Origin of the sequence: Clostridioides sp. ES-S-0001-03 (genome assembly GCF_020676075.1) — a bacterium.
In the GTDB taxonomy this organism is placed as follows: Bacteria; Bacillota; Clostridia; order Peptostreptococcales; family Peptostreptococcaceae; genus Clostridioides.
In genome coordinates this window covers 12,954-37,088 of sequence record NZ_JACVWJ010000016.1, presented here as the reverse complement: position 1 = coordinate 37,088, position 24,135 = coordinate 12,954, and the positions used below count along the sequence as shown (strand labels likewise).

Annotated in this window: 28 protein-coding genes, 1 pseudogene and 1 riboswitch; of the genes and pseudogenes, 23 read left to right on the top strand and 6 right to left on the bottom strand. The window is 27.5% G+C overall.

What is annotated here, in order from left to right; translation table 11 throughout:
• The 9 genes and pseudogenes from IC174_RS19810 to IC174_RS19770 form a co-directional block, all read left to right on the top strand.
• Nucleotides 1-752, top strand: a pseudogene (locus tag IC174_RS19810) (hypothetical protein); the annotation flags it as partial.
• 19 nt (nucleotides 753-771) lie between these two features.
• Nucleotides 772-1,119 carry a hypothetical protein gene (locus tag IC174_RS19805; RefSeq protein WP_227483807.1) on the top strand — a complete coding sequence of 116 codons (348 nt, stop codon included), beginning with the start codon at nucleotides 772-774 and terminating at the stop codon, nucleotides 1,117-1,119.
• Nucleotides 1,120-1,130: 11 nt separating this feature from the next.
• Nucleotides 1,131-1,301, top strand: a complete 171-nt coding sequence (locus tag IC174_RS19800; RefSeq protein WP_021373339.1) for a hypothetical protein — start codon at nucleotides 1,131-1,133, stop codon at nucleotides 1,299-1,301.
• Between the two features lie 34 nt (nucleotides 1,302-1,335).
• Nucleotides 1,336-1,566, top strand: coding sequence for a hemolysin XhlA family protein (locus IC174_RS19795; RefSeq protein ID WP_227483806.1), 231 nt, complete (start codon nucleotides 1,336-1,338; stop codon nucleotides 1,564-1,566).
• Nucleotides 1,567-1,582: 16 nt separating this feature from the next.
• Nucleotides 1,583-1,840: a phage holin family protein gene (locus IC174_RS19790; protein ID WP_227483805.1), complete on the top strand. Its 258-nt coding sequence runs from the start codon at nucleotides 1,583-1,585 to the stop codon at nucleotides 1,838-1,840.
• Nucleotides 1,840-2,652: an N-acetylmuramoyl-L-alanine amidase gene (locus tag IC174_RS19785; protein ID WP_227483804.1), complete on the top strand. Its 813-nt coding sequence runs from the start codon at nucleotides 1,840-1,842 to the stop codon at nucleotides 2,650-2,652. The genes IC174_RS19790 and IC174_RS19785 overlap by 1 nt, the downstream gene beginning before the upstream one ends.
• A gap of 377 nt (nucleotides 2,653-3,029) precedes the next feature.
• Nucleotides 3,030-3,536 carry a hypothetical protein gene (locus tag IC174_RS19780; RefSeq protein ID WP_139625512.1) on the top strand — a complete coding sequence of 169 codons (507 nt, stop codon included), beginning with the start codon at nucleotides 3,030-3,032 and terminating at the stop codon, nucleotides 3,534-3,536.
• Between the two features lie 18 nt (nucleotides 3,537-3,554).
• A complete protein-coding gene (locus IC174_RS19775; RefSeq protein ID WP_065977965.1) occupies nucleotides 3,555-3,983 on the top strand; it encodes a hypothetical protein in 429 nt (142 codons plus the stop codon).
• Between the two features lies 1 nt (nucleotide 3,984).
• Nucleotides 3,985-4,719 carry a hypothetical protein gene (locus IC174_RS19770; protein ID WP_074138399.1) on the top strand — a complete coding sequence of 245 codons (735 nt, stop codon included), beginning with the start codon at nucleotides 3,985-3,987 and terminating at the stop codon, nucleotides 4,717-4,719.
• Nucleotides 4,720-4,862: 143 nt separating this feature from the next.
• On the opposite strand, the gene IC174_RS19765 is transcribed toward IC174_RS19770, so the two are convergent.
• The 3 genes from IC174_RS19765 to IC174_RS19755 all read right to left on the bottom strand — a co-directional run bounded on the left by IC174_RS19765 (nucleotide 4,863) and on the right by IC174_RS19755 (nucleotide 6,033).
• A complete protein-coding gene (locus IC174_RS19765; RefSeq protein WP_227483803.1) occupies nucleotides 4,863-5,180 on the bottom strand; it encodes a hypothetical protein in 318 nt (105 codons plus the stop codon).
• Between the two features lie 390 nt (nucleotides 5,181-5,570).
• Complete coding sequence (locus tag IC174_RS19760; protein ID WP_227483802.1) at nucleotides 5,571-5,774, bottom strand: hypothetical protein; 204 nt, start codon at nucleotides 5,772-5,774, stop codon at nucleotides 5,571-5,573.
• 82 nt (nucleotides 5,775-5,856) lie between these two features.
• Nucleotides 5,857-6,033, bottom strand: a complete 177-nt coding sequence (locus IC174_RS19755; RefSeq protein WP_227483801.1) for a hypothetical protein — start codon at nucleotides 6,031-6,033, stop codon at nucleotides 5,857-5,859.
• Nucleotides 6,034-6,068: 35 nt separating this feature from the next.
• A riboswitch (cyclic di-GMP riboswitch) is annotated at nucleotides 6,069-6,165 on the bottom strand.
• 220 nt (nucleotides 6,166-6,385) lie between these two features.
• Here IC174_RS19755 and IC174_RS19750 point away from each other — a divergent pair.
• From IC174_RS19750 to IC174_RS19740, 3 genes are all read left to right on the top strand, one after another.
• A complete protein-coding gene (locus IC174_RS19750) occupies nucleotides 6,386-6,775 on the top strand; it encodes a BlaI/MecI/CopY family transcriptional regulator (protein ID WP_227483800.1) in 390 nt (129 codons plus the stop codon).
• 32 nt (nucleotides 6,776-6,807) lie between these two features.
• On the top strand, nucleotides 6,808-7,191 hold the full coding sequence (locus IC174_RS19745) for a BlaI/MecI/CopY family transcriptional regulator (RefSeq protein ID WP_227483799.1): 384 nt from the start codon (nucleotides 6,808-6,810) through the stop codon (nucleotides 7,189-7,191).
• Between the two features lie 374 nt (nucleotides 7,192-7,565).
• Entirely contained in the window at nucleotides 7,566-8,777 is a 1,212-nt protein-coding gene (locus IC174_RS19740; protein ID WP_227483798.1) for a dicarboxylate/amino acid:cation symporter, read from the top strand.
• Nucleotides 8,778-8,896: 119 nt separating this feature from the next.
• On the opposite strand, the gene IC174_RS19735 is transcribed toward IC174_RS19740, so the two are convergent.
• Nucleotides 8,897-9,973 (bottom strand): pyridoxal phosphate-dependent aminotransferase, encoded by a 1,077-nt coding sequence (locus IC174_RS19735; RefSeq protein ID WP_227483797.1) that lies wholly within the window; start codon nucleotides 9,971-9,973, stop codon nucleotides 8,897-8,899.
• Nucleotides 9,974-10,201: 228 nt separating this feature from the next.
• Here IC174_RS19735 and hpt point away from each other — a divergent pair, with 228 nt between their 5' ends.
• From hpt to IC174_RS19710, 5 genes are all read left to right on the top strand, one after another.
• On the top strand, nucleotides 10,202-10,729 hold the full coding sequence (hpt, locus tag IC174_RS19730) for a hypoxanthine phosphoribosyltransferase (protein ID WP_227432377.1): 528 nt from the start codon (nucleotides 10,202-10,204) through the stop codon (nucleotides 10,727-10,729).
• Nucleotides 10,730-10,817: 88 nt separating this feature from the next.
• Entirely contained in the window at nucleotides 10,818-11,750 is a 933-nt protein-coding gene (locus IC174_RS19725) for a phosphatase PAP2 family protein (protein WP_227483796.1), read from the top strand.
• A 70-nt stretch (nucleotides 11,751-11,820) separates the two neighbouring features.
• Nucleotides 11,821-13,047, top strand: coding sequence for an NAD(P)/FAD-dependent oxidoreductase (locus tag IC174_RS19720; protein ID WP_227483795.1), 1,227 nt, complete (start codon nucleotides 11,821-11,823; stop codon nucleotides 13,045-13,047).
• An 83-nt stretch (nucleotides 13,048-13,130) separates the two neighbouring features.
• Nucleotides 13,131-13,352, top strand: a complete 222-nt coding sequence (locus IC174_RS19715) for an alpha/beta-type small acid-soluble spore protein (protein WP_227432380.1) — start codon at nucleotides 13,131-13,133, stop codon at nucleotides 13,350-13,352.
• A 189-nt stretch (nucleotides 13,353-13,541) separates the two neighbouring features.
• Entirely contained in the window at nucleotides 13,542-13,712 is a 171-nt protein-coding gene (locus tag IC174_RS19710) for a hypothetical protein (RefSeq protein ID WP_003416012.1), read from the top strand.
• 97 nt (nucleotides 13,713-13,809) lie between these two features.
• On the opposite strand, the gene IC174_RS19705 is transcribed toward IC174_RS19710, so the two are convergent.
• Nucleotides 13,810-14,271 carry a hypothetical protein gene (locus tag IC174_RS19705; protein ID WP_227432381.1) on the bottom strand — a complete coding sequence of 154 codons (462 nt, stop codon included), beginning with the start codon at nucleotides 14,269-14,271 and terminating at the stop codon, nucleotides 13,810-13,812.
• 191 nt (nucleotides 14,272-14,462) lie between these two features.
• On the opposite strand from IC174_RS19705, the gene IC174_RS19700 reads away from it, so the two are divergent.
• From IC174_RS19700 to IC174_RS19675, 6 genes are all read left to right on the top strand, one after another.
• Entirely contained in the window at nucleotides 14,463-14,924 is a 462-nt protein-coding gene (locus tag IC174_RS19700) for a hypothetical protein (RefSeq protein ID WP_227483794.1), read from the top strand.
• Between the two features lie 42 nt (nucleotides 14,925-14,966).
• On the top strand, nucleotides 14,967-16,730 hold the full coding sequence (locus IC174_RS19695; protein ID WP_227432383.1) for a GAF domain-containing SpoIIE family protein phosphatase: 1,764 nt from the start codon (nucleotides 14,967-14,969) through the stop codon (nucleotides 16,728-16,730).
• A gap of 7 nt (nucleotides 16,731-16,737) precedes the next feature.
• On the top strand, nucleotides 16,738-17,346 hold the full coding sequence (locus IC174_RS19690) for a flavodoxin family protein (protein ID WP_227483793.1): 609 nt from the start codon (nucleotides 16,738-16,740) through the stop codon (nucleotides 17,344-17,346).
• A gap of 72 nt (nucleotides 17,347-17,418) precedes the next feature.
• Complete coding sequence (gene pduL / locus IC174_RS19685; RefSeq protein ID WP_227432385.1) at nucleotides 17,419-17,988, top strand: phosphate propanoyltransferase; 570 nt, start codon at nucleotides 17,419-17,421, stop codon at nucleotides 17,986-17,988.
• 514 nt (nucleotides 17,989-18,502) lie between these two features.
• Complete coding sequence (gene nifJ, locus IC174_RS19680; protein WP_227483792.1) at nucleotides 18,503-22,042, top strand: pyruvate:ferredoxin (flavodoxin) oxidoreductase; 3,540 nt, start codon at nucleotides 18,503-18,505, stop codon at nucleotides 22,040-22,042.
• Between the two features lie 284 nt (nucleotides 22,043-22,326).
• On the top strand, nucleotides 22,327-22,683 hold the full coding sequence (locus tag IC174_RS19675) for a hypothetical protein (protein WP_227483791.1): 357 nt from the start codon (nucleotides 22,327-22,329) through the stop codon (nucleotides 22,681-22,683).
• A gap of 239 nt (nucleotides 22,684-22,922) precedes the next feature.
• Here IC174_RS19675 and IC174_RS19670 read toward each other — a convergent pair whose 3' ends face one another.
• Nucleotides 22,923-23,852 (bottom strand): CAP domain-containing protein, encoded by a 930-nt coding sequence (locus tag IC174_RS19670; protein WP_227483790.1) that lies wholly within the window; start codon nucleotides 23,850-23,852, stop codon nucleotides 22,923-22,925.
• Nucleotides 23,853-24,135: the final 283 nt, after the last annotated feature.

Here is a 24,135-nt window from a genome sequence, read left to right as displayed (position 1 = left end):
AGAAAACAATTAACTATACATTAGAAGATAATGCACTACACACACTTAAAATAGTTGTTACAGATAGTGCTAATGCTACAGTAGAAAAGGTATTGAGTATAAGTAAAGGAATTGCACCTCTTCCAAGCGGTTCTACAACAGATGAAGTTACAAATAAATGGATAGAAATTAAAGAGACATTTAAAAGCGGAAAAACAAGTATTATAAATACTTTAGCATTAAAGAATATAGAAGCAAGTTTAAATAATACACTAGTTGAACTATCAGAGAAGATTAAAACCTCTTTTGACAGTTCAGATGCTAGTGTGCAGGAATTGCAAAATAGGATAACAGAATTGAATAATCAACTTAGTCAAAGGAAAAGAAAAGCAAAAGGAACATTTTTTTTTAATGAAGAAACTAGGATTAATTTCAGACTAATAGATGGGGATAGTCTTTCTGCCGTTAAAAAATTGATTGTGCCTATTAATTTAGACTTCACTCCAAGTATCATCATAATTAATGAAATGCTTTTAGGTAGTTATGTACCAGCTCAAGATGTAAAATTTACTTGTATAACAAACTTAAGCGATTTTGTTATTGGTCGTAAATGCACTAACGAACAATATAGTTGTACATCTTCTATAAAATTAAATTCAGTTACACAGAATAGTTTTACTCTTTCATTACAAAAAGTTGCTGGTTTTGACAAAGTTAGTAGTGCTATTTTTTCAATTGCTAACACACATTTTGATTGGGTAGCGTACGAATAATAAAAAATGAGGTGGTTATATGAACAGAAATAATAGAATAATTTACGACCAAACAGGCAATATATGGCTTCAAACTGGAGAAGCAACAGGAGATATACAAGAGTGGTCAGAAATAAAAGAATTGCATTATTTAGATTTGGAGTTTGGAAGTATAGACTATAGTAAACAGTATATAGAGTCGATAAATCCATTAACAAAAGAACCTATTATCAAAGATATAGAAATTGTTTTGACAGATGAACAAAAGAGATTAAAAGCATTAGAAGAAGAATTAAGTATGTTAAAAGAAGAAAATAAAAATAGAGATAGTGAGATAGTAAACACAGCATTTGAAGTAGAAAATATCAAATTAAATAACAATTTATAGGAGGAATCAATATGTATAATTTATTAAAATTAATGATAGAACAAAAGAACTATAGTACTAAAGAGGATTTACAACATAAGATGGACGTATTTTATGCAGTAAACAGAATTACAGAGGAACAATATTTAGAGTTAACAGGTTTATTAAATAAAGAAGAAACACCAGTAGAACCAACGATATAGGTTCTTTTTTATTTCAATTAATTAGGAGGCTTACATGAATGAAGAACTTTTTGAATCAGATTTAAAAAGACATGAAACAAGAATAAATAAGCATGAAGAAGAAATAGATGAATTAAAGATAGCAAATATAGAGTCTAAAGCAGAGTTAAAAGCACTATGCGAGAACTTAAACTCACTTACAAGTATGTTAAAGTGGTTGATTGGAACAATGATTACAACACTTGTAGGGTTCTTTATATTTGCAATACAGAGAGGAATATTTTAAATTAGGAGGAAAATAAATGGATAATTTAATAAGTTTCATACCAGAGCAGTTGCTAATTTTAGTTGCTGCTCTTTATGTTATAGGAGCAGGTTGTAAGAATTATAAACAATTAGATAACAAGTATATTCCAGTAGTGTTATTAGCACTTGGGATAGGTTTTTCAGTATGGATGCTGGGATTAAATCCTAGTGCAGTCTTACAAGGAGTGATTTGTTGGGGTATATCAATAGGTATAAATCAAACTTACAAACAACTAAAGGATGGTGAAAAATAATGAAAATATGTATAACAGTAGGACACAGTATTTTAAAAAGTGGTGCATGTACTTCTGCTGATGGAGTAGTTAACGAGTATCAATACAATAAATCTCTTGCACCAGTATTAGCAGATACATTCAGAAAAGAAGGTCATAAGGTAGATGTAATAATATGCCCCGAAAAGCAGTTTAAAACTAAGAATGAAGAAAAGTCATATAAAATACCTAGAGTTAATGGTGGGGGATATGACTTACTCATAGAGTTACATCTAAATGCAAGTGATGGTCAAGGAAAAGGTTCAGAGGTGCTATATTATAGCAATAAAGGTTTAGAGTATGCAACTAGAATATGTAAGAAACTAGGCACAGTATTTAAAAATAGAGGTGCTAAATTAGACAAAGGATTATATATTTTAAATAGTTCCAAGCCTGCAGCCATATTAATTGAAAGTTTCTTCTGTGATAATAAAGAAGATTATGATAAGGCTAAGAAACTTGGATATGAAGGAATGGCTAGGTTAATTGTAGAAGGTGTATTGAATAAAACTATAAATAATGTAGAGGTGGGTAAAATGTATAAACACACAATAGTTTATGATGGAGAAGTTGACAAGATACCTGCAACAGTAGTCGGCTGGGGCTATAATGATGGAAAAATATTAATATGTGATATAAAAGATTATGTACCAGGTCAGACAGAGAACTTATATGTTGTTGGTGGTGGAGCATGTAATAAGATAGGTTCTATAACTAAAGAAAGATACACTATGATAAAGGGAAACGATAGGTTTGATACACTTTATAAGGCGTTAGATTTTATTGATAGATAGATTAAGATATTTATTTACACTTTACTTACAATTTCAATACAAAAGGAACTTAAATATATGATATAACTAAGATAAGACATATTTATGTTAATTTGATTTTAAATATACAAAATATACAGATGAATAGGTATATAAAATAAATAAATGAACAAAATTATATATAACTAATAAAATGTAGTTACATATTTTTATTAAATTGTTTTTGAAAAATTAACTTTAAGAATGTATTAATATCATAATGAATATAAATTGTATTAAATAAAGAGTTATTCTATAGATTGCAAATGTAGGTTATATCTAATATAATTAGTGTATACCATAATTTGTAATCCGAAAAGGAGGAATTTATGGTAGAAAAGTTAAAGGGGGGGAAATTTATGTATAAAATGGAACTATTAAATAACATTAATTATAGTGTTAAGTATATACAAGAGATTCCTCAGAGTAGTATCGCTGAGTATGAACAATTTTGTGAGTGGTTAAATGATAAATATAAAGATGATAAGAGAAAGATAAACGAAAATAATCTAGAGTATTTTGATAGTTCTTTAAATAAGATTAAGATTTTACTGGAGGGAATTAATAAAAATATAAAGTCTATAGAAAAGATTATAAATCTAAATAAGATAGATTTTGATAATAAAGAACATTTTATAGAACTTTTGGAGGATATGAAGGATGAGTATGAATTTTTGACTGATACTGATTCTACTGACTATGAACATTTTAACCGAATCATGTCTTGGTATAGATTGACACCAGATTATTTGGATTCATCAATAAAACATTTAGCAAACAATAAAGTTGATTTGAAAGGTATAGATTTTGATGAGGTATTAACTTCAGAACAATATAGTGTAAAAATAATTGAAGATGAACTTTAAGGGGGATTTAAAGGAAAAATGATGCTTAATTGTAGCGTGTGTAAGAATATAGAAGACTATAAGATTATATTGACATCTTTGAACATAAGTAATAAGTTGGTAGAACTGCCAGAAAAATTATCAGTTGGCATTAAATTTGAATTTTTAGATTTAGAATTTGAAAAAGATAAAATAAAAGTACCTTTTAATTTAGACATAATAGGTATGGATAAAGAGGTAGATGAAGATTTTATAGACAAAAGTGACGATGATGTATTATTTAAAATAAATTTAGTTTATAATAATGTATTATACCTAGAAAATGAGATTGAGAATAAGACAGATTTAAATAAAGAATTAGAAAAGTATGTTTATTTTTTACTTGAACCAACTTTAAATGAAACTATATCTTCAATCGGAAATAAAATTGGAATCCCAAGCTTAAGGATTCCAAAAAGGATAAAGTAGTATGAAGATAACTATAAGCTATAATCAAATCATTTATCAAGAAGAACATATTGTATTTGAATTGTCTAATTTAATATTAGATAATCCAAAATTATTAACAGTTTTAGCTAACATATATATATTGATTGGAGAATTAAAACAAAAGAAAAATTTAGACAAAGAGAAGCAAACTAAAAATATTGTAAGACGTGTTACAAAAAAAGCTCTTTTTTCTGGTTGGATAAGCGAAGAAATAGGGCAAGATTTTATTAGATGTTGGAATGAAATAAGTAGTGAAAATTTAGGAAAAGTATTAGAACAAATAATATCAAGAATTGGACCTTATGATGTAGAAAAATTTGAAGATTTTCATAAATCGATGGAAGTAAAAGTTACTCAGACAGGTATGAAAAATGATTTTGATGTAGTTTTTTTTGAAAGAGAATCAAATCATTGTTATAAAAAAGGAGAGTATATAGATATATCTGGTTATGGTGAGTTCCATGAATGTAAAAAAAATATCTGTACATATATACCTAAAGACCCGAAGAGTGATTTAGATAAGAGAGTATCAAATAAATTAAAATTTATAAAAGCCACATATGAATTAAAAAAAGATAATAAGTTTTATATCCCAACTTTTTTTCCTATGGTTAAGTCACAAAGAGAATTTTTAAAAGATTATTTAAATGGAGAATACAATTTTATAGAAATATTGGATATATATCAACTTGAAAATAAAATTATGCTTAGTTAAATTAAAGCTATTTCTCAGCTTGGTAAAATGTGAGCTTACAAAGCACAACAAAATTACATAATATTATATTAAGTAAAAGGTGGTAGGAAAATCCTATCACCTTTTTTGATTATTAATTATATCATGGTTTTATTATAAATAATTTATATAGTTATATATTTCTTTCTAATTAGATAATATAATGCTGTTGTTATAATGGCTACTAATATTATTGCTAATATTGTAATATCTAATCTTCTTGTAAATAAGCCTATTGCTATATACTCAAGACCTGTTACATAGCGATAAAGTACTTCTAGTTTAACAGTTTTTTTCTTATCTATATTTCCATACATTGATTCTAATTTATTAAAATATTTTTCACTGCAAAAACTAGTTTTAGGTTTAATTAAAGATATTATTGTAGTTAATACTATAATTCCCACTCCAATAAGTATAAGATTGATATTCCCAAAATTCATAGTAGGATACCTCCTTCATAATTTAGCAAAATAGAGTTAATTTTCTTAATCAAAGTATATCAGCAATATAAGTATAAAGAGTATCTAAAATATTACAAATATTAACATGATACATAAAACTATAGTATAAGTGGTAACAATAAAACGAATGAAAATTATCATACTAAAACATAAGACATGTTATAATTGTATTAGATATATACATTAACATACACCAAAGCACTCTTTTTATAGGAGTGCTTATTTTTTTTGAAATATATTAATATAAACTATCAAGAACATTACTCAATACACCTTAAAATTGATTTAAATAGTTCTTTTTAACAACCTAAATTATGTGATATAATAAAAAAATAGAAGTGTACTACGAATACACTTCTATAGTTGCAATTAAGCATTCTCATGGACGGGAGTGCTTTTTTTATTTTTCCAAATAATTTTGTTTTTTTCATCTGTAATTATTAAATCAATCTCATTTTCTTCTAATATTTCTTTTGCAGTACAAATAAGATTATCTAAATCAAAACTTCTTGTAACTTCTAGTTGCTTATTATTTATAATTCTCTTTAGTATGGAAATTTTAAAAGCACACATATTATAATCCTTTCTTTTAGCAACAGTTTATTTTAAATTGTAGATAAAACTAAAAAGGGTTATTCTAGAAAACAAATTCCATTTAATTATACCTACTTATCAATATCATCACTTGATGTAGGCAAGATTCTACCACATTTTCTCCGTACTTTAGTATAAAATCATTTAACTGTGTATCTATAAAATCACAATAATCATACGAATCACCTATATAAGCGGTTAATATGTGTGTACACATATCCATTTTTCCCATATACATTGTTCACCTCCCTAAAAACAAAAAGAATATATCTTTTTGGCAACTGGCTGACATAACTTATAATTAATTTTATAAGTTTTAGTCCCTATAGCTTTACGTCACTAAATTTCTCTAGTTTTGCTGATTTAGTTTTATTCTACAATTACAATGATACATTAGAATTAATTATTATTCAACATACCTGTCAGAAAATTAAAAATTTTAATAGTTATCTTAATAATATGAAAATTATTTCGCCTTAAAGAACAAAACAAATGGGTTGAATATATGGTAAATTTTACCTGTAGTTTTTGTATAAAAAAGCTCCTATTATTAATTTAAGCTAGATTGAATTTGAGGAAGTGACATAAAAATGGAGCAACAAGAGGTAATAGACAAACTACGTAGAGGAGAATTGATATTGATGGAATATGTGTGGAGGAAAAAGTCTATTCTATCTAAAAAAGAAATAATATTAGCAATGCAGGAGAGGTATAAATGGAGGAAAAGCACTACAGAAATTTTACTTAAAAGATTAGTAAAGATGAAAGTATTAAATAAGAAAAGAACAGGTTTTAAATTAAATTATAAGGTACTAGTAACTAAAAAAGAATATTTAAGTGCTAGAAAAGAAGAAAGAAATACAAGTAGAGATAATAACTTTTTTATAAGAATATTTACAACGATACATAAAATAAATAATGTTATAGAAGAAAAATTAAAAAGATTTATAAAAAATATGCAAAATATAGTAAAAAGATAATTTTATGTTTATATAGAAAGAAGGGAAATATTATGTTGAATAAAAAATTACCAGATGCAGAATTGAAACTCATGAAATTTATTTGGAATTCTGGTTATAAAACTGTAATATCAAAAGATGTTGCAGATGAGACAGAAAAAACGTATGGCTGGAAACATACAACTACAATTACACTTTTATCAAGATTAACTAAAAAAGGTTTTTTAATATCTCAGCGAATTGGAAAACATGTACACTATACAGTATTAGTAAAAGAAAAAGAATATCTAAAATTGGAAGGTAAAAGAATTTTTGGAGGTTTACATAACAATCCTCTATCAGAACTGATTTCAAAATTACATGATGGAGAAGAAATAACAGAAGACAAAATAACAGAAATAGGGGACTGGATAAAAAGTTGGAAGGATGAAGATTAATAGATACAAAAAGGTAGCATCTATATAAATAGTTGCTACCTTTTTTATTGCTGTGGATAGTTGTGTTGATAAGTTGTGGAAAACTTATATAAAAATTGTGGATAAAATATTTTACTGACATCTAACTGACAAAAGTTAAAAAAATAAATAGTCTGAACATTAAAAAATATTGAAAAATAGCCATATATAAAAAATAAAATAAATAAAAGTAACACTTTATAAGTGTTATTCTTTTTATTATTAACAAAAAATGGTTAAAATGTTGACGGAGAGATAAAACTCTATTATCATAAGAAGTGGGGGGATTCAATGATTGACAAAGTATTCAATGTACAAGAATACTTAATCTAAAAAAATTTATGGAGGGAAAAATTATGAGTAAGAAAAAGATAGGTTTAGTGCCTAAACTAATCATCGGTATCATAGTCGGTATTTTAATCGGAAGTTATGCACCAGAAATAATAGTTCAAATATTAGTAACAGTTAGTACTTTATTCTCAGCATTCTTAAAGTTTGTCATACCATTTATAATTATAGGATTTGTAACAGCAGGGATAGCTGATTTAGCAACAGGAGCAGGAAAGTTATTAGGAATAACTACAGGAATAGCATATGGTTCTACTTTAATTGCAGGAGTATTGTCATTTGCAGTATCTATGTTAATATTTCCAAATTTTATTGATGCAAGTGTAGCAAGTCAAATTGGAGACCCAGAAGCAGGAATGTTAGCACCAATATTTACAATTCCACTAGAGCCTATGGTAGATGTAACAGCAGCAATAGTGTTTGCATTTGTAATGGGACTTGGAATATCAGCTTTAAGAAATCATGGAAAAGGAGAAGTTCTATTTAATTTCTTCCAAGAATTCCAAGAAATAGTAACGAAAACGTTGTCAACAGTAATTATACCCTTATTACCATTATATATAGCAGGAACTTTTGCAAATATAACTATAGCAGGACAAGTATGGACAATATTAGGAGTATTCTGGAAAGTTTATTTAGTTGTAATACCATTACACTTTGTATACATGGCATGTCAATTCACAGCAGCAGGAGCATTCTCAGGAAAGAATCCAATCAAAATGTTAAAAAATCAAATACCTGGATATTTAACAGCTATAGGTACTCAATCTTCAGCAGCAACTATACCAGTTAACGTTGGTTGTGCAGAAAACAATGGTGTAAGTAAACAAATAAGAGAATTCGTTGTACCTCTTTGTGCAACAATACATCTATCAGGTAGTATGATATCTATAACTGGATTTACAACAGCAGTTTTAATGATGAATGGTATGCCTCATGGAATCAATGTATTATTCCCTTACATTGCAATGTTGGGGATAGCAATGGTTGCAGCACCAGGAGCACCAGGAGGAGCTATAATGAGTGCACTTCCTTTCTTACCAATGGTTGGAATACCATCAGATGGTGGTCTTGCGAGCTTAATGATAGCTTTATACTTAACTCAAGATAGTTTTGGTACAGCATGTAATGTATCAGGAGATAATGCAATAGCAGTAGTTGTCGATAAAATAAATGATGGAATGAGTAAAAAAGGAAATAAAGAAAAGCAAAGTGCTTAATTTCTTAATAAATAAAAATGAGTTATCTCAAAAAGAGATGGCTCATTTTTTTATAATTATAAGTCTTTCGTAATTATATATTTTTGTATTCTTTATGCTAATCTGTATCTAGTATTTTTCTATCTAAAAACTGTTTTAAGAGATGATATTAATAATTTATTTTCATCAGGCTTTAATATACATACTCTAAAAAAGTATTCATCTAAACCTTCAAATGAATAACAATCTCTTATTATTATCTTTTGAGGAATTAGTTTCTCACGAAGAGCTTTAGCAGTAAATTCCTTTGTTTTAATTTTACATAATATAAAATTACCTTGAGTATCATATACATCTAGGCTGTCTATGCTTTTAAGCTCCCCAAGTAAGTAATTTCTTTCAGTATTCATTAAGGAAATAGTACTAGAGATAAAGTTTAAATCTCTAAACATTATTTCTCCCATCTTAGAGGCTATTATGTTGATATTCCATAAATCTAAGTTGTTATTTATTTTATTCTTAACAGCATTATCAGATATAAGTCCATATCCAAGTCTTATGCCTGGTGTTGAAAAAAATTTTGATGTTCCTCTTATAACAAATAAATTAGAATAATCATCGACTAATTGAGTAGAAGAGTATATATTTGTATCAGTAAACTCTACATAAGTTTCATCAATCATTAAAAATTTATTTGTGTTTTTTAATATTTCTTTTATTTCTATTTTGTTAAATGCAAATCCAGTTGGATTGTTAGGATTGCACATTACAACTAAATCATAGTCTTTAGAATTAATAGTCTTTATAAGATTTTCTAATTTTATATGAAAATTATCTTCTTCATTAGCAAAATATTTATCTATAGAACAATTAATTTTAGATAGTTCTTTTTCATACTCTGAATAAGCAGGAGAAAGTAAAAGAGCTTGTTTAGGGTTAATTGTATGTATAAAAGATGAAATTAATTCTGTAGCTCCACTACCAAGTACTATATTATCTATAGAACACTTACAGTAGTTAGATATAGAAGTTTTTAAGTCTATGTAATCAGGGTCAGGATACATAGATACTATATCTATATTGTTTACAATGTATTGTTTGGCTAAAACTGATGTACCAAAAGGGTTTATATTAGAACTAAAATCCATAAATTCTTCTTTTGAAAAGCCATACTTACTAGATAAACTATATAAATTAGCTCCATGATTTGTGCTCATAAAAGTACCTCCCAAAATAAAATTATATAATTAATAAAAATAACTGATTAATATATTTACATATAGATTATAATACAAAGGAATATTTATTCCAAATTTTTAAGAGAAAAAGCAAAAAAGTATGGATAAGCTGTTAATTTAGGTTTAAAAATGATGAAAAAGATTTTAATTGATATTTCAGTATGCTATAATATATAGGTTAATAGATGGAAAGCGGGAGGATTCAAGATGTACAAAGTTACAGGAAAAATGTTGACAGAAGAACAGATAAAAGCAAAAGTTTATGAATTAGGTAAAAAAATAGAAGAAGATTTTAAAGGTGAAGATTTACTAGTAGTAGGTATACTTAAAGGAGCTAGTGTATTTGTTTCAGATTTAATAAGATGTATAGATTTAGATGTAAATATAGATTTTATGAGTGTTACAAGTTATGGAAATTCAACAGAATCTTCTGGTACAGTTAAAATATTAAAAGATTTAGATGTAGATATTGAAGGAAAGAATGTGTTAATTGTAGAGGATATAATAGATTCTGGTTTAACATTAAGTAATCTAGTTGCAGCTTTAAAAACTAGAAATCCAAAATCTCTAAAATTATGCACTCTACTTGATAAGCCTCAAAGAAGAAAAGCTAATATACCTGTAGACTATGTTGGATTTGTTATAGAAGATAAATTCATTGTTGGTTATGGAATAGATTATGCTGAAAAATACAGAAATTTACCTTATATAGGTATAGTTGAGGATGTAGAATAGACTTAAATGTGAATTAAAAGCACTAATCTCTGTAGGAGTTAGTGCTTTTTAATTAAGTATATAAAATTTTAGTAAAGGAGACATCGGTATGGATATTCAATTGAGTATATTATTATTTTTCCAGAGTTTAAGAAATCCAATTTTAAATTTTATATTTCTTGTATTTACAGTAAGTACAGAAGCACCATTATTGATATTAATTACAGCAGTTATATATTGGTGTATAAATAAAAAATGTGGACAAAAAATGTTGTTCGCGATAGTTGGAAATTTTATTGTGAACCTAGGTATTAAAGAATTTATAAAAGCTCCTAGACCAATAGGTATAAAAGGTCTTGAATCACTGAGAGTTTCTACCGCTGGAGGATACTCTTTTCCAAGTGCACATACTCAAACTGCAACTACATTTTGGGTTAGTATTATGACTATATTTAAAAGAAACTATATACGTTTGTTGGGTGCAGTGATGGTTTTAGGAGTAGGATTATCTCGACTATATTTGGCTGTTCATTGGCCTATAGATGTAATTGCTGGTTGGATACTTGGCATATTTTTTACCATTGTATTTGTAAAAGTATTTGACTATATCGATGATAATAAAAAATATATTTTTCTTGTAGCATTACTCATCCCATTTATATTAATAGCAATATTTCTAAAAAGCCCTGAATATTTTGAAAAATTTGGTATTCTAGTAGGATTTATATTTGGGTATATAGTTGAAGATAAGTTTGTTAAATTTACTACAGAAAATAATAATAAAAAGATTAATTTTAGTAATAAAAATAAAAAGAGCAAAAACATAGTATTTTCGAGAATATGTAGGTTTTTGATTGGAATAGTCACAATAGGAATTTTATATGTTGCTATTAAAGTGTTGATTTCAATATTAATAACGACTTTAAATATAAGTGACTCTAGTATGAGTATAATTTTCATGAATTTTATTAAGTATACATTGGTTGTTTTTTATGGAATAGCAGGAGCTCCTGCATTATTTAAAATTTTGAAATTAAATTAATTTAATTTGTACTATTGTATAGAGACTAATTTAATTTTAAGAAAATTTAAGGGTAGAAAAGAGTGATTATTTGAAGAAAATAGTAGTAATAGGCGGTGGACCAGCAGGGATGATAGCAGCCTCAACTGCATCTGAAAGAGGGTTTGATGTAACTTTAATTGAAAAAAATCATAAGTTAGGCAAGAAGCTTGCAATAACAGGAAAAGGTAGATGCAATATAACTAATGATTGTGATATAGAAGAATTAATAGAAAATGTTCCTACAAATGGTAAATTCTTATATAGTGCTTTTTACACTTTTACAAATGATGATGTAATAAGTATGTTTAATAATCTTGGAGTAAAAACTAAAACAGAAAGAGGAAAAAGAGTTTTTCCAGAAAGCGATAAAGCGTTTGATGTTGTAAAAGCTCTTGAAAAACAAGTAAGAAGCAAAAAAGTAAATATATTATTAAACTCTAAGGTAGAAAAAATAATATCTAAAAATAATAAAATTGAAAAAGTAGTTCTAAGCAATAAAAAAGAAATCAAGTGTGATTCTGTCATAATAGCAACGGGTGGATTAAGTTATCCACTTACTGGTTCTACTGGTGATGGATATAAATTTGCTATTTCGCAGGGTCATACTATTGTAGATACAAAACCATCTTTGATTGGTATGGAAGTTCAAGAAGGTTTTGTAAAAGATTTAGAAAAATTATCATTAAGAAATGTTGAAATAAGTGTGTTTAATAGTAAAAAAAAGAAAGTGTATAATGATTTTGGAGAACTTGAATTTACTAAATTTGGTTTAGATGGACCTATAATAAAGTCTGCAAGCTGTAGGATGAAAGATACAACTAAAGAAAATTATACTATACTGTTGGATTTAAAACCTGCATTAGATGAAGAAAAATTAGATAAAAGAGTTCAAAAAGATTTTCAAAAATATACAAATAAAAAATTTGAAAAAGCATTGGATGACTTGCTTCCTAAAAAACTTATACCTATAATAATAAATTTAAGTGAGATTTCTCCAGATACAGTTGTTCATCAAGTTTCTAGAGAACAAAGAAAAAATTTAGTTCATTTACTAAAAAATTTGAAATTTACAGTAAAAAGATATAGACCTATTGACGAAGCCATAATAACTTCTGGTGGAGTAAAAGTGAATGAGATAAACTCAAGTACAATGGAATCAAAATTGATAGAAGGTTTATTTTTTGCTGGTGAAGTAATAGATATAGATGCGTACACAGGAGGATTTAATTTGCAAATAGCTTTTTCGACTGGATATTTGGCAGGTTTTAATTGCTAAAAATTACCTGAATTAAAAATGTTTAAAATCACATAATATTATCAGCAACACAAAATAAATTAAACAGAAGGAAGGTAATCAACATGGCAAGTAACAATAACAACAACAAAACAGTAGTACCAGGAGCAAAAGAAGCTTTAAACCAAATGAAATTAGAAATAGCTAATGAACTTGGTATGAGTAATTATCAACAAGTTGATAAAGGAAACCTTACTGCAAGAGAAAATGGTTATGTAGGTGGATACATGACTAAAAAATTAGTTGAAATGGCTGAACAACAAATGGCTGGAAAAAACAACAGATAGTTAATAAATAATTATTTATAACTATTAGGCTATTGTTATAGCTAGAGCTATCTCAAATATAGAAAGTAATTTCTAAATTGAGATAGCTTTTTTTTATTAAGTTTTATATGTCGATATTTTTATGTAATAAATTTTAGAAATCTGGATAAAATAGTACAAATGAATATATTACATAAGGAGTGATGTAAAATGAGTAGTGTAAACTTTGAAGATTTAAAAAATAAATTTATTAATAGTGATTTAGATGAAAAAATAAGAATATATACGACAACAGAAGGATTATCAGTAGAACAGTTTAAAGAACTATTAAAATATTATCCAATACAACACTTATCTAAATTAGAAAAAGCTCTTGGATAATATCATATAGAAATAAAAATTAAAAAGGCAATTTGTTTAATATAAAAAAATAGATTTTATATTAAATAAATTGCCTTTTTATAATAAATTTATTTTATTATGCTTTTGATATATAATTATATATTCTCTCATTTCCAAGTTCAATAGACCCAGTATTGATAAGTGTAATAATACCTTCTATATCCTTAGGAGTCAGGTACTTGTATGGAATTGATAGATTATAACCAGTATCATGTAATAAATTTTTCAATTGAATTATTTGAGTGATATTAAAACTTTTTATAGACTTAGTAGATTTTTTTCTTGAATTAGACAAATTTTCATTTTGTATTTTTATTAAAGTTTCAATATAGTCTATATAAGATAACTTAAATTCATATTCACTTATTATTTTTTCATCAAGTATACTATTTATAAAATCTTGAGATAATATATTATCTGCAAATTTATCTGCTGTTAATTTTCCAGATATAATACCTTTTTGGTATTTTCTAAGAATTTTTTTTGTATAGCAGTATATTTTATTTCTTGTTTCTAAATCGAGTTGTTCTATTTGCACAAAAACACTTCCTTTTAATTGTAAGAATATTTATTTTGAAAAGTTTATACTTAGTCTATAAAGTTTTAATAATTTATTTACAATAAATACTAAATTATAAAATATTTGTTATTTTTTATTATTACCAAGTATAAAAAATATTATAATTGTAAAACTTACAAATATATGTAAAATATTTAGGAGTGATGAAAATGCTAAATGGGATAATAAAACTTTTTTATTCTGAAATTGTAAAAACAAAGATTAATAACTTAGATTCAAGTGGATATTCATTAAGGGATGAATGTAAAGAAATCAGAAATATAACTTTAAAGATAGACAGTGTGTTTTTTAAACTTTTAAAGTTAGTTTTTGGTTCAATACTGCTTATTGTAGCATTTAATCTAAATTGGATATTAGGTATAGGAGTATTTTTAGTTGGAGTGGTATACATTCTTTATAAGAGAAATATGGAAGAACAAGTGAAGGAACATATAAACAATGTAAAAAATAATATCGACATCTCTAAGATAACTTTTATGGATGAAAAGGGAAGAACAGGTCTAAATGCATTGATTACATTACTTCTTATAGGAATATTGACAGGATTTAACTGGATATTAGTTCTTAGTTTTGTCGTTGTTTTTGTTTTTACTATAAAGAATGTATGTTAAAATACTAATAAATAGTTTAATATATAGGGGGAGAAATTGAGTATGACTAATGGCAATTATAAAATGAAGAATTTAGTGGAAATATCTGCTATGGTGACTGAATCTACAGATTTTTTTAATATAAAAGATAAAATAATAGAAAAAATGTTAGAGGTTGTTCACCCTACAAAGGCATGTGTAAATCTATTTTATAAAAATGATTCTAAATATGCCTATTTAGTATGTTCACAAACTTTAGAATATGTACCTCAAATTTTTCCAATCAATAGTCTTAAAGGTGCAAAAATTGATTTTGACACATATCCAGAATATATACATGAAGCTGTAAATGAGAAAAAGATAATATATGTAAAAAATGTATTTGAAGATTCTAGAGCAGAAGGGGAACGAGATTTAGCAAAATCTGAAGGTTACATTGGTAGAATAGTTTTTCCTTTTATCATAAATAATGAAGTAGTTGGATTTATGACTTGCTTTTTGACAGAAGAAGATTTTCTAACAGAACAAGATATAGACTTTATATCTTCTGTTGCATCTCTCTTAAGTTTATCAATAGAAATAACTAATAAAAATAATAATGTACAAATTTTGGTTGATAAATTAAGAGGTTCAATAAGTGCTATAAATGAAGCTACTAAAAAATTATATCTCAATAAAAGTATAGATGGATTTTTAGAAAACTTAAGTAAACAGGCGTGTAATATCACTAATAGTAAAGAAGCTTTGATAATTATAACAGGTCATGATAATAAAGATAAGATATTTAGCTGTTATAATACAGAGCATAAGAAGAAAACAAATTTATATCCTATGTTGGACAAGTTTGTAAATAAAGAATCCTTAGGAGGATATTTAAATAATTTAAAACCATGTTCACAAAAAGGGATAAACTTGGAAAGTTATATATATTACAAACTCCAAGATAAAAATGAGACTATAGGATGCATTGTTTGTGCAAACAGCAAAAACTACACTAGTGATGATTTAAATATTCTTAGTATATTATCTAAACAGGTTTTGGTTGGTATGCAGTTATATGAGCACAATGAAAAAGAAGTAAAGCACAAGGTTCTTGAGAATGAGTTAAATGTATTAAATAAACAGCAACAACTTATTATGGACAAAGGTAAAATGGATTGTAATGATGAAAAAGAACTTTATTTTTATCATAAACCAGCAAGAGTAGTAGGTGGAGATTTTTACTATGCTACAAAAGTAGATTCTGAACACATAGTTTATATTGTTGCTGATGTAATGGGTCATGGAATGGTTTCGAATTATGTTGTTGCAATGATAAAAGGTGCTTTTAAAGTGTTATGTAATCAGTATAAGACACCACAAGAAATAATGACAAATTTAAATAGTATGTTATATGATGAATTTGACAAGATGGGAGTATTTACAACTTGTTTGATTGGACTTATAGATATTAAAGAAAATATGATTACAGTATCTAATGCAGGACACTATAGCCCTGTAGTTGTAAAAAAAGATGGAACAATAGAAACTAACTTAAATTGTAAAAAGGGAATACCTATTGGGGTAATGGAAGATGCAACATATGAAAACAATACTCTTTCAATGGAAGATTATGCAATGGTATGTATGTATACTGATGGAATTTTAGAAATAAAAAATAAATCAAAAGAAGAATATGGTATAGATAGATTAGAAAACTTTTTAAAAGAAAATTTTAGATTAAATCACCAGTTGATAGTAGAAAATTTAAAATTAGATTTAAGAAACTTTTCATCAAAAGATAATTATGATGATGATATTTTAATTGTTATGTTAAAGGATAGGTAGATTGATTATGGATTTAAATAATAAAATAGAACTTGAAAGTCCAGAAATTATAATAATAAATGGAAGTCCGAGAAATAATAGAAACTGTAGTTTTATAGCAAATGAAATAAAACTTAAATTAGAAGAGAGTGGACTTAGTAGTAAAATATTCAATATATATGATATGTATATTGAATATTGTACAGCATGTGGGTTTTGTAATAAGACAGGGTATTGCAAATTTAATGATGATATGAAACCTTTATATAAAATGTTTGATAAATCAAAAGGAACTATAGTAATAAGTCCTGTACATTTTGATTCAATATCAGCTAAAGTAAAAACTGTTGTTGATAGAACTCAAGCTATCTATGCGAGTAAGTATATATTAAATAAGCCTTCAATTGATAGGAATAAAAAGCGTATAGGTATGTACATTGCAGTAGGAGGTAGTAAACCTTATGATTCACAATTTAAAGGTGGGCAAATAGTTATGGACTTTTTCTTTAAGAGTATAAATACTAAACTTTTACACAATATATATTTAAACAATACAGATAATATACCCTACAGAGATAATCAAGAGTTTAAAGACACTCTGTCGAAGAGTCTAAAAGTTTATATTGAATCAATATAATTTGATTTTGTAAGTAATATTATGTATAATTGTATTGCAATAATTTAAAAATAATTAAAGGAGGGAATTTCAATGAAATTACCAATAGCATTATCTAATAAACATGTTCATTTGAGTCAAGCTGATATAGACGTATTATTTGGAGCAGGTCATGAATTAACTAAATTTAAACCATTATCTCAACCAGGACAATTTGCCTGTGAAGAAAAAGTTGATTTAGTCGGTCCAAAGGGGACTCTAAAAGGAGTTAGAGTTTTAGGACCAGCTAGACCTCAAACTCAAGTTGAGATTTCTTTAGCAGATGGATTCCCATTAGGAGTAAAAGCTCCAATAAAAGAATCTGGTGATATAGCTGGAACTCCTGGTGTTAAATTAGTAGGACCAGCTGGAGAAGTTGAAATGAAAGAAGGAGTTATAGTTGCTTCTAGACATATACATATGAGCAATGAAGATGCTGCTAAATTTGGTGTAACTGATAAACAAATAGTAAAAGTTAAAACATCTGGACCAAGAGCATTAGTATTTGAAAATGTATTAGTAAGAGCTAGTGATAGCTTTAATTTAGAAATGCATGTTGACATGGAAGAAGGAAATGCAGCAGGTGTTAAAAATGGAGATTTAGTAGAATTAATAGTTGATTAGTTTTATGTATGAAATTTATGCTAGTGAATATTTTATTTACTAGCATATTTTTTAATGTAATAAATTTCTATATTATAAATTTAATCTATCAGATTAATTTATAATATAAAGGGGTATTATGAAAATTATAATAAAAACTTACAAAAATATGATATAATATGGTAAAATTAGATATATAAAATTTATATATGATAAAGAAGGCTCTTTTACTCCTAATACCAATATATGCAAATAGATAAAAAAGTTTGAAAAATCTAACTTAATTTATTATATATTGTATACAAAATTATGAAAAAAACTTAACATATTTAATTTAAAAAAAAATCTACTTAAATATGTAATTAATTTACAATTTTCAAAGGAATTTTATCAAATCTGTAGTATTATATTAGAAGATAGAGTATTTGCGCGACTATGTGTGTTTATATTTTTGTTGTGTAAATTATATGTAAATATAAAAAAATAGACTTGTTATAAACAAGTACAATTGTAGCTATCAAGGAGGATACATATTATGGCTAAGTTTATGAAAACACTTGATGGGAATACAGCTGCAGCTCACGTTGCCTATGCATTTACAGATGTAGCAGCTATATACCCAATCACACCATCTTCAACTATGGCTGAAGTAGTTGATGAATGGGCGTCACAAGGAAGAAAAAATATATTTGGACAAAAAGTTAATGTTGTTGAAATGCAATCAGAAGCAGGAGCAGCAGGAGCATTCCACGGTTCTTTACAAGGTGGAGCTTTAACTTCTACTTTTACAGCATCTCAAGGTTTATTATTAATGATACCTAACATGTATAAAGTTGCAGGGGAGTTATTACCAGGAGTATTCCATGTAAGTGCTCGTGCTTTAGCATCTCAAGCTTTATCAATATTTGGGGATCATCAAGACGTTATGGCTGCTAGACAAACTGGATGTGTATTATTAGCTTCTGGTTCAGTTCAAGAAGTAGCTGATATAGCACCTGTTGCACATTTAGCTGCAATAGAAGGTAAATTACCATTTATACATTTCTTTGATGGATTCAGAACTTCACATGAAATCCAAAAAGTGGAATTATTAGAAAATGAAGATTATGCAAGTTTATTAAACTTTGAAGCAGTTCAAGCATTTAGAGATAATGCTTTATCTCCAAATCACCCAGTTACTCGTGGTACTGCTCAAAACCCAGATATATATTTCCAAACTAGAGAAGCTTCTAACAAATACTATCAAAATATAGTAGGTATAGTTGAAAAATACATGGAAAAAATGAGCGATTTAACAGGTAGAAAACATAGTTTATTTGATTACTATGGAGCAGAAGATGCTAAATCTATATTAATTGCTATGGGTTCTGTAACAGAAACAATAGAAGAAACTATAGATTACTTAAATGCTAAGGGAGAAAAATATGGTTTAGTTAAAGTTCATTTATATAGACCATTCTCAATGAAACATTTCTTAGATGCTGTGCCATCTACTGTTGAAAGAATATGTGTACTTGATAGAACTAAAGAGCCAGGTTCAACTGGTGAACCATTATACTTAGATGTACGTGATGTATTCTATGGAAAAGAAAATGCTCCTATGATAATAGGTGGAAGATACGGATTAGGTTCAAAAGACACTACTCCTTCAGATATAAAAACTGTTTTTGATAACTTAGTTTCAGAACAACCTAAGAATGGATTTACAGTAGGTATAGTTGATGATGTAACTAATACTTCTTTAGCTCCATCTGAATCAATTAAAATAGCTTCTAAAGGAACTATAAGATGTAAGTTCTGGGGATTAGGTTCTGACGGTACTGTTGGAGCTAACAAACAAGCTATAAAAATAATCGGTGACCACACTGAAAAATATGCTCAAGCTTACTTTGATTATGACTCTAAAAAATCTGGTGGTATAACTATGTCTCACTTAAGATTTGGTGATACTCCAATAAGAGCTACTTATTTAATAGATGAGGCTGACTATATTGCCTGTCATAAACAATCATATGTTTATCAATATGATTTATTAAAAGGTCTTAAAAAAGGTGGTACATTTGTACTTAACACTATATGGGACCAAGCAGGAATTGAAGAAAACTTACCAGCTCATATGAAACAATATATAGCTAAAAATGATATAAAATTCTATACAGTTAATGCTGTTAAACTAGGACAAGAAATAGGTCTTGGAAATAGAATAAACATGATAATGCAATCTGCATTCTTTAAATTAGCTGAAATAATACCAGAAGAAGATGCTGTTAAATACTTAAAAAATTCTATAGTTAAAGCTTATGGTAAAAAAGGTGAAAAGATAGTTAACATGAACTATGCTGCTGTTGATGCAGGAATAAATGCTTTAGTTAAAGTTGAAGTTCCAGCTTCTTGGGCAAATGCTGTTGATGCAGATAAAGAAGAAGTTAAAGAACCAGAATTTATAAGAAATATATTAAGACCAATGACTGCACAAGAAGGTAATAACTTACCAGTAAGTACATTCAATGGTATAGAAGATGGAACATTCCCTTGTGGTACTTCAGCTTATGAAAAACGTGGTATAGCTGTTGATGTTCCTGAGTGGGTAATGGATAACTGTATCCAATGTAACCAATGTTCTTTTATATGCCCTCATGCATGTATAAGACCAGTTTTAGTTACAGAAGAAGAATTAGCTAATGCTCCAAAAGGATTTGAAGCTAAAAAAGCATTAGGTAAAGGATTAGAAGGATTAAAATATAGAATCCAAGTTAGTCCACTAGATTGTACAGGATGTGGAAACTGTGCTGACATATGTCCAGCTAAAGAAAAAGCTTTAGTTATGAAACCAATAGATACTCAACTTGATACAGAGTTAGATAACTGGGCATTTGCAGTAAATCCTGAAGAGGTAGCTCCAAAAGTTGATGTTATGCCTGCAAACACTGTTAAAGGAAGTCAATTTAGACAACCATTAATGGAATTCTCAGGAGCATGTGCTGGATGTGGAGAAACTGCATACATCAAGTTAGTTACACAATTATATGGAGATAGAATGATGATATCTAATGCTACTGGATGTTCTTCTATATGGGGAGCTTCTGCACCTTCAACTCCTTATACTTGTAACCATGAAGGCAAAGGTCCATCTTGGGCAAACTCTTTATTTGAAGACAATGCTGAATACGGATTTGGTATGTACACAGCTGTTAAACAAATAAGAGGAAAAATAGTAGATGCTATGACAGAATTAGTTTCTATGGATATCTGTGAAGATGCTAAAGCAGTATTTACAGAATGGTTAGATTCTAGAAATGATGGAGAAGCATCTAAAGTAGCAAGTGCTAAAGTTGTTGAATTATTAGAAAAACCAGCTTGTGATTGCACAGATGAAAAAGCTAAAGAATTAGTAAAAGCTATAAGAGATAGAAAAGATTATCTAGTTAAGAGATCTCAATGGATACTAGGTGGAGACGGTTGGGCATATGACATCGGTTACGGTGGATTAGACCATGTTCTTGCATCTGGCGAAAATGTAAATGTACTTGTATTTGATACAGAAGTATATTCAAATACAGGAGGTCAAGCTTCTAAAGCTACTCCAGCTGCTGCTATGGCTAAATTTGCTGCAGCAGGTAAACAATCTAGAAAGAAAGACCTAGGTATGATGGCTATGACTTACGGAAACGTATATGTAGCTCAAGTTGCTATGGGTGCTGATAAAAACCAATTTATCAAAGCTGTTCTAGAAGCTGAAAAACATGATGGACCATCTTTAATAATAGCTTACGCTCCATGTATAAACCATGGATTAAAAGAAGGTATGGGAAGAACTGTAGCTAACGAAGCACAAGCTGTTGCTTGCGGATACTGGCATTTATACAGATTCAATCCAGAAGTAAAAGCTGAAGGTAAAAACCCATTCACTTTAGATTCTAAGGAACCAACTGCAAGCTTCAGAGATTTCATACTTGCACAAGTAAGATACTCTGCTATAGCTAAACAATTCCCAGAAGAAGCTGATGGATTATTTGCAAAAGCTGAAGCTGATGCTAAAGAAAGATACGAAGGATACAAAAAATTAGCTGAATAATAATTAAAATATTATAATGCTTATTTAAGATATGATTTGATAATAATTAGGGATACTATTAAAAAATAGTATCCCTTTTTTATTTATATCAAACTGTGAGAATTAAGATTTTGTTTCGGTATATTGTCTATGTTTTTTAGGAGTATTTTAGGAAGAAACATACCTGTTTTGTTGCGATAAATAATATAATTGTTTCCAAATTCATTTATCATGTCTTTTTCTTCTTTTTTTGTTAATCTATAATATACAATTACTAGTATAGGCCACATAATTTTTCAAAACTGATGTTATTATTTCAAAGTTATATAACATCAACAGTTGAATCTTCAATTGATGAATATCTTCATCAACAATTTAATGCTTCAATCCATGAAAAATCTCTTGCAGAAATACTTACTTCACTTTCTACTATTGTTGCAGAAATATTTCAACAAGGAGTGGAAGAAGGCATATTTAAATGTGAATATACTTTAGAAGTATCAGAGATAATTTTATCTGTTTTTACTTTTTTACTTGACCCAGGTATTTTTTCTTGGAATAAAGAGGAGAAAAAACGCAAATTAGAAGCATTAAGTTTGATTTTAGAAAGAAGTCTAATGGCACTAAAAGGAAGGTTTTATTTTTTTTTAATGGATTTTTAAATTATTTAATTATTAAATAATATTTATAATATAGGAATTTATATTTTATATTCAAATATAAGTATTCAGTTTTGTGATTTAGCTTTAAATCTATCATTTTAAAAGAATCTATATTTAGTATAAAAAATATATTAAAGATAAAACACTATATAATAGTATAGATACAAAAGAGTATCCCATTTATGATTTTTAAAAATCATCTTGAGATACTCTTTTTGTATATATAGAAAAAGAGTATTTTATCCTACAAAGATTTGTGTCCAGTAAATTGAACCACCACTTTTTTGTGCTACTCCAACACCTATTTTACTGTAATTTGGATTTAATATATTTTTTCTATGACCTTCAGAATTCATCCAAGCATTTACAACTTCTTTTGGTGTTTTTTGTCCCATTGCTATATTTTCACCAGCTGTTTTATAGCTTATCCCAAACTTTTTCAACATGTCAAATGGAGAACCATAAGTTGGAGAATTATGTGCAAAGTAGTTGTTGTCAATCATGTCTTGAGATTTTTTTGTAGCGACATTTGATACATCAGCATCAAGAGTAAGTGGATTTAATCCAGCTTTAGATCTCTCTACATTTACTAAATCAACAACTTCTTTTTGGTAAGCTGAAAAATTTCCAGTTGTAGAGCCTGAATTGTTATTATCTTCAGGTTTATTAGATTCTGAGTTATTATTATCTTCAGGCTTATTAGTAGAGTCTGAATTGTTGTTGTCCTCAGGTTTATTAGATTCTGAGTTATTATTGTCTTCAGGCTTATTAGTAGAGTCTGAATTGTTGTTGTCCTCAGGTTTATTGTCCTCTGGTTTATTACTATCTTCAGGCTTATTAGAGTCTGAGTTATTATTATCCTCAGGTTTATTAGTAGAACCTGAATTATTGTTGCCATTAGGCTTGTTAGTAATATTACAATTCTTGTCATTGTGATTCTTATCTTTACAAGAATTATCTTTGTCAGGTTTAAGTTCTGGTTTTACAGAACAATTTGGTTTTGCTGAAAACTTAAATTTAGCATTAGTATATACTAAATTTTTATTACTTATATTCATATTATTTTCAAGTGACGAAGCACTTGCAGTAACAGCACTGGAAGCTGTTGCTAAGGTTAACACTCCTAAAGCTAGTATAGTTTTTAATTTTGTTGGTATATTTTTTCTCATTATAAACACCTCTCAATCTAAAAATTCTAAAAATGTTACTAAATTGTAACCTTTAGTGTAGGGGGTACCCGTGCATTTATACTAACATAGAATCAAGTGTTTTTTTACTGTAAAGATATGTAAATAAAATATACCTGGAATAAATAGGTATATTTTATGATGTTTGATAATTTTCATCATTAATCTGCATAGTATGGCATAACTGCTTTAGAAGAAATAGTGTTTTTATAATAATTCTATGATGTAAAATTCTGGTTGTGGTAAATTTTTTTTATAGTTAGTG

What these genes read in the sequence shown, in the direction of transcription:
- IC174_RS19805 (WP_227483807.1), top strand. Translation starts at nt 772, where the DNA reads ATGAACAGAAATAATAGAATAATTTACGACCAAACAGGCAATATATGG.
- IC174_RS19800 (WP_021373339.1), top strand. Translation starts at nt 1,131, where the DNA reads ATGTATAATTTATTAAAATTAATGATAGAACAAAAGAACTATAGTACT.
- IC174_RS19795 (WP_227483806.1), top strand. Translation starts at nt 1,336, where the DNA reads ATGAATGAAGAACTTTTTGAATCAGATTTAAAAAGACATGAAACAAGA.
- IC174_RS19790 (WP_227483805.1), top strand. Translation starts at nt 1,583, where the DNA reads ATGGATAATTTAATAAGTTTCATACCAGAGCAGTTGCTAATTTTAGTT.
- IC174_RS19785 (WP_227483804.1), top strand. Translation starts at nt 1,840, where the DNA reads ATGAAAATATGTATAACAGTAGGACACAGTATTTTAAAAAGTGGTGCA.
- IC174_RS19780 (WP_139625512.1), top strand. Translation starts at nt 3,030, where the DNA reads ATGTATAAAATGGAACTATTAAATAACATTAATTATAGTGTTAAGTAT.
- IC174_RS19775 (WP_065977965.1), top strand. Translation starts at nt 3,555, where the DNA reads ATGATGCTTAATTGTAGCGTGTGTAAGAATATAGAAGACTATAAGATT.
- IC174_RS19770 (WP_074138399.1), top strand. Translation starts at nt 3,985, where the DNA reads ATGAAGATAACTATAAGCTATAATCAAATCATTTATCAAGAAGAACAT.
- IC174_RS19765 (WP_227483803.1), bottom strand. Translation starts at nt 5,180, where the DNA reads ATGAATTTTGGGAATATCAATCTTATACTTATTGGAGTGGGAATTATA.
- IC174_RS19760 (WP_227483802.1), bottom strand. Translation starts at nt 5,774, where the DNA reads ATGTGTGCTTTTAAAATTTCCATACTAAAGAGAATTATAAATAATAAG.
- IC174_RS19755 (WP_227483801.1), bottom strand. Translation starts at nt 6,033, where the DNA reads ATGTATATGGGAAAAATGGATATGTGTACACACATATTAACCGCTTAT.
- IC174_RS19750 (WP_227483800.1), top strand. Translation starts at nt 6,386, where the DNA reads ATGGAGCAACAAGAGGTAATAGACAAACTACGTAGAGGAGAATTGATA.
- IC174_RS19745 (WP_227483799.1), top strand. Translation starts at nt 6,808, where the DNA reads ATGTTGAATAAAAAATTACCAGATGCAGAATTGAAACTCATGAAATTT.
- IC174_RS19740 (WP_227483798.1), top strand. Translation starts at nt 7,566, where the DNA reads ATGAGTAAGAAAAAGATAGGTTTAGTGCCTAAACTAATCATCGGTATC.
- IC174_RS19735 (WP_227483797.1), bottom strand. Translation starts at nt 9,973, where the DNA reads ATGAGCACAAATCATGGAGCTAATTTATATAGTTTATCTAGTAAGTAT.
- hpt (WP_227432377.1), top strand. Translation starts at nt 10,202, where the DNA reads ATGTACAAAGTTACAGGAAAAATGTTGACAGAAGAACAGATAAAAGCA.
- IC174_RS19725 (WP_227483796.1), top strand. Translation starts at nt 10,818, where the DNA reads ATGGATATTCAATTGAGTATATTATTATTTTTCCAGAGTTTAAGAAAT.
- IC174_RS19715 (WP_227432380.1), top strand. Translation starts at nt 13,131, where the DNA reads ATGGCAAGTAACAATAACAACAACAAAACAGTAGTACCAGGAGCAAAA.
- IC174_RS19710 (WP_003416012.1), top strand. Translation starts at nt 13,542, where the DNA reads ATGAGTAGTGTAAACTTTGAAGATTTAAAAAATAAATTTATTAATAGT.
- IC174_RS19700 (WP_227483794.1), top strand. Translation starts at nt 14,463, where the DNA reads ATGCTAAATGGGATAATAAAACTTTTTTATTCTGAAATTGTAAAAACA.
- IC174_RS19695 (WP_227432383.1), top strand. Translation starts at nt 14,967, where the DNA reads ATGACTAATGGCAATTATAAAATGAAGAATTTAGTGGAAATATCTGCT.
- IC174_RS19690 (WP_227483793.1), top strand. Translation starts at nt 16,738, where the DNA reads ATGGATTTAAATAATAAAATAGAACTTGAAAGTCCAGAAATTATAATA.
- pduL (WP_227432385.1), top strand. Translation starts at nt 17,419, where the DNA reads ATGAAATTACCAATAGCATTATCTAATAAACATGTTCATTTGAGTCAA.
- nifJ (WP_227483792.1), top strand. Translation starts at nt 18,503, where the DNA reads ATGGCTAAGTTTATGAAAACACTTGATGGGAATACAGCTGCAGCTCAC.
- IC174_RS19675 (WP_227483791.1), top strand. Translation starts at nt 22,327, where the DNA reads ATGTTATTATTTCAAAGTTATATAACATCAACAGTTGAATCTTCAATT.
- IC174_RS19670 (WP_227483790.1), bottom strand. Translation starts at nt 23,852, where the DNA reads ATGAGAAAAAATATACCAACAAAATTAAAAACTATACTAGCTTTAGGA.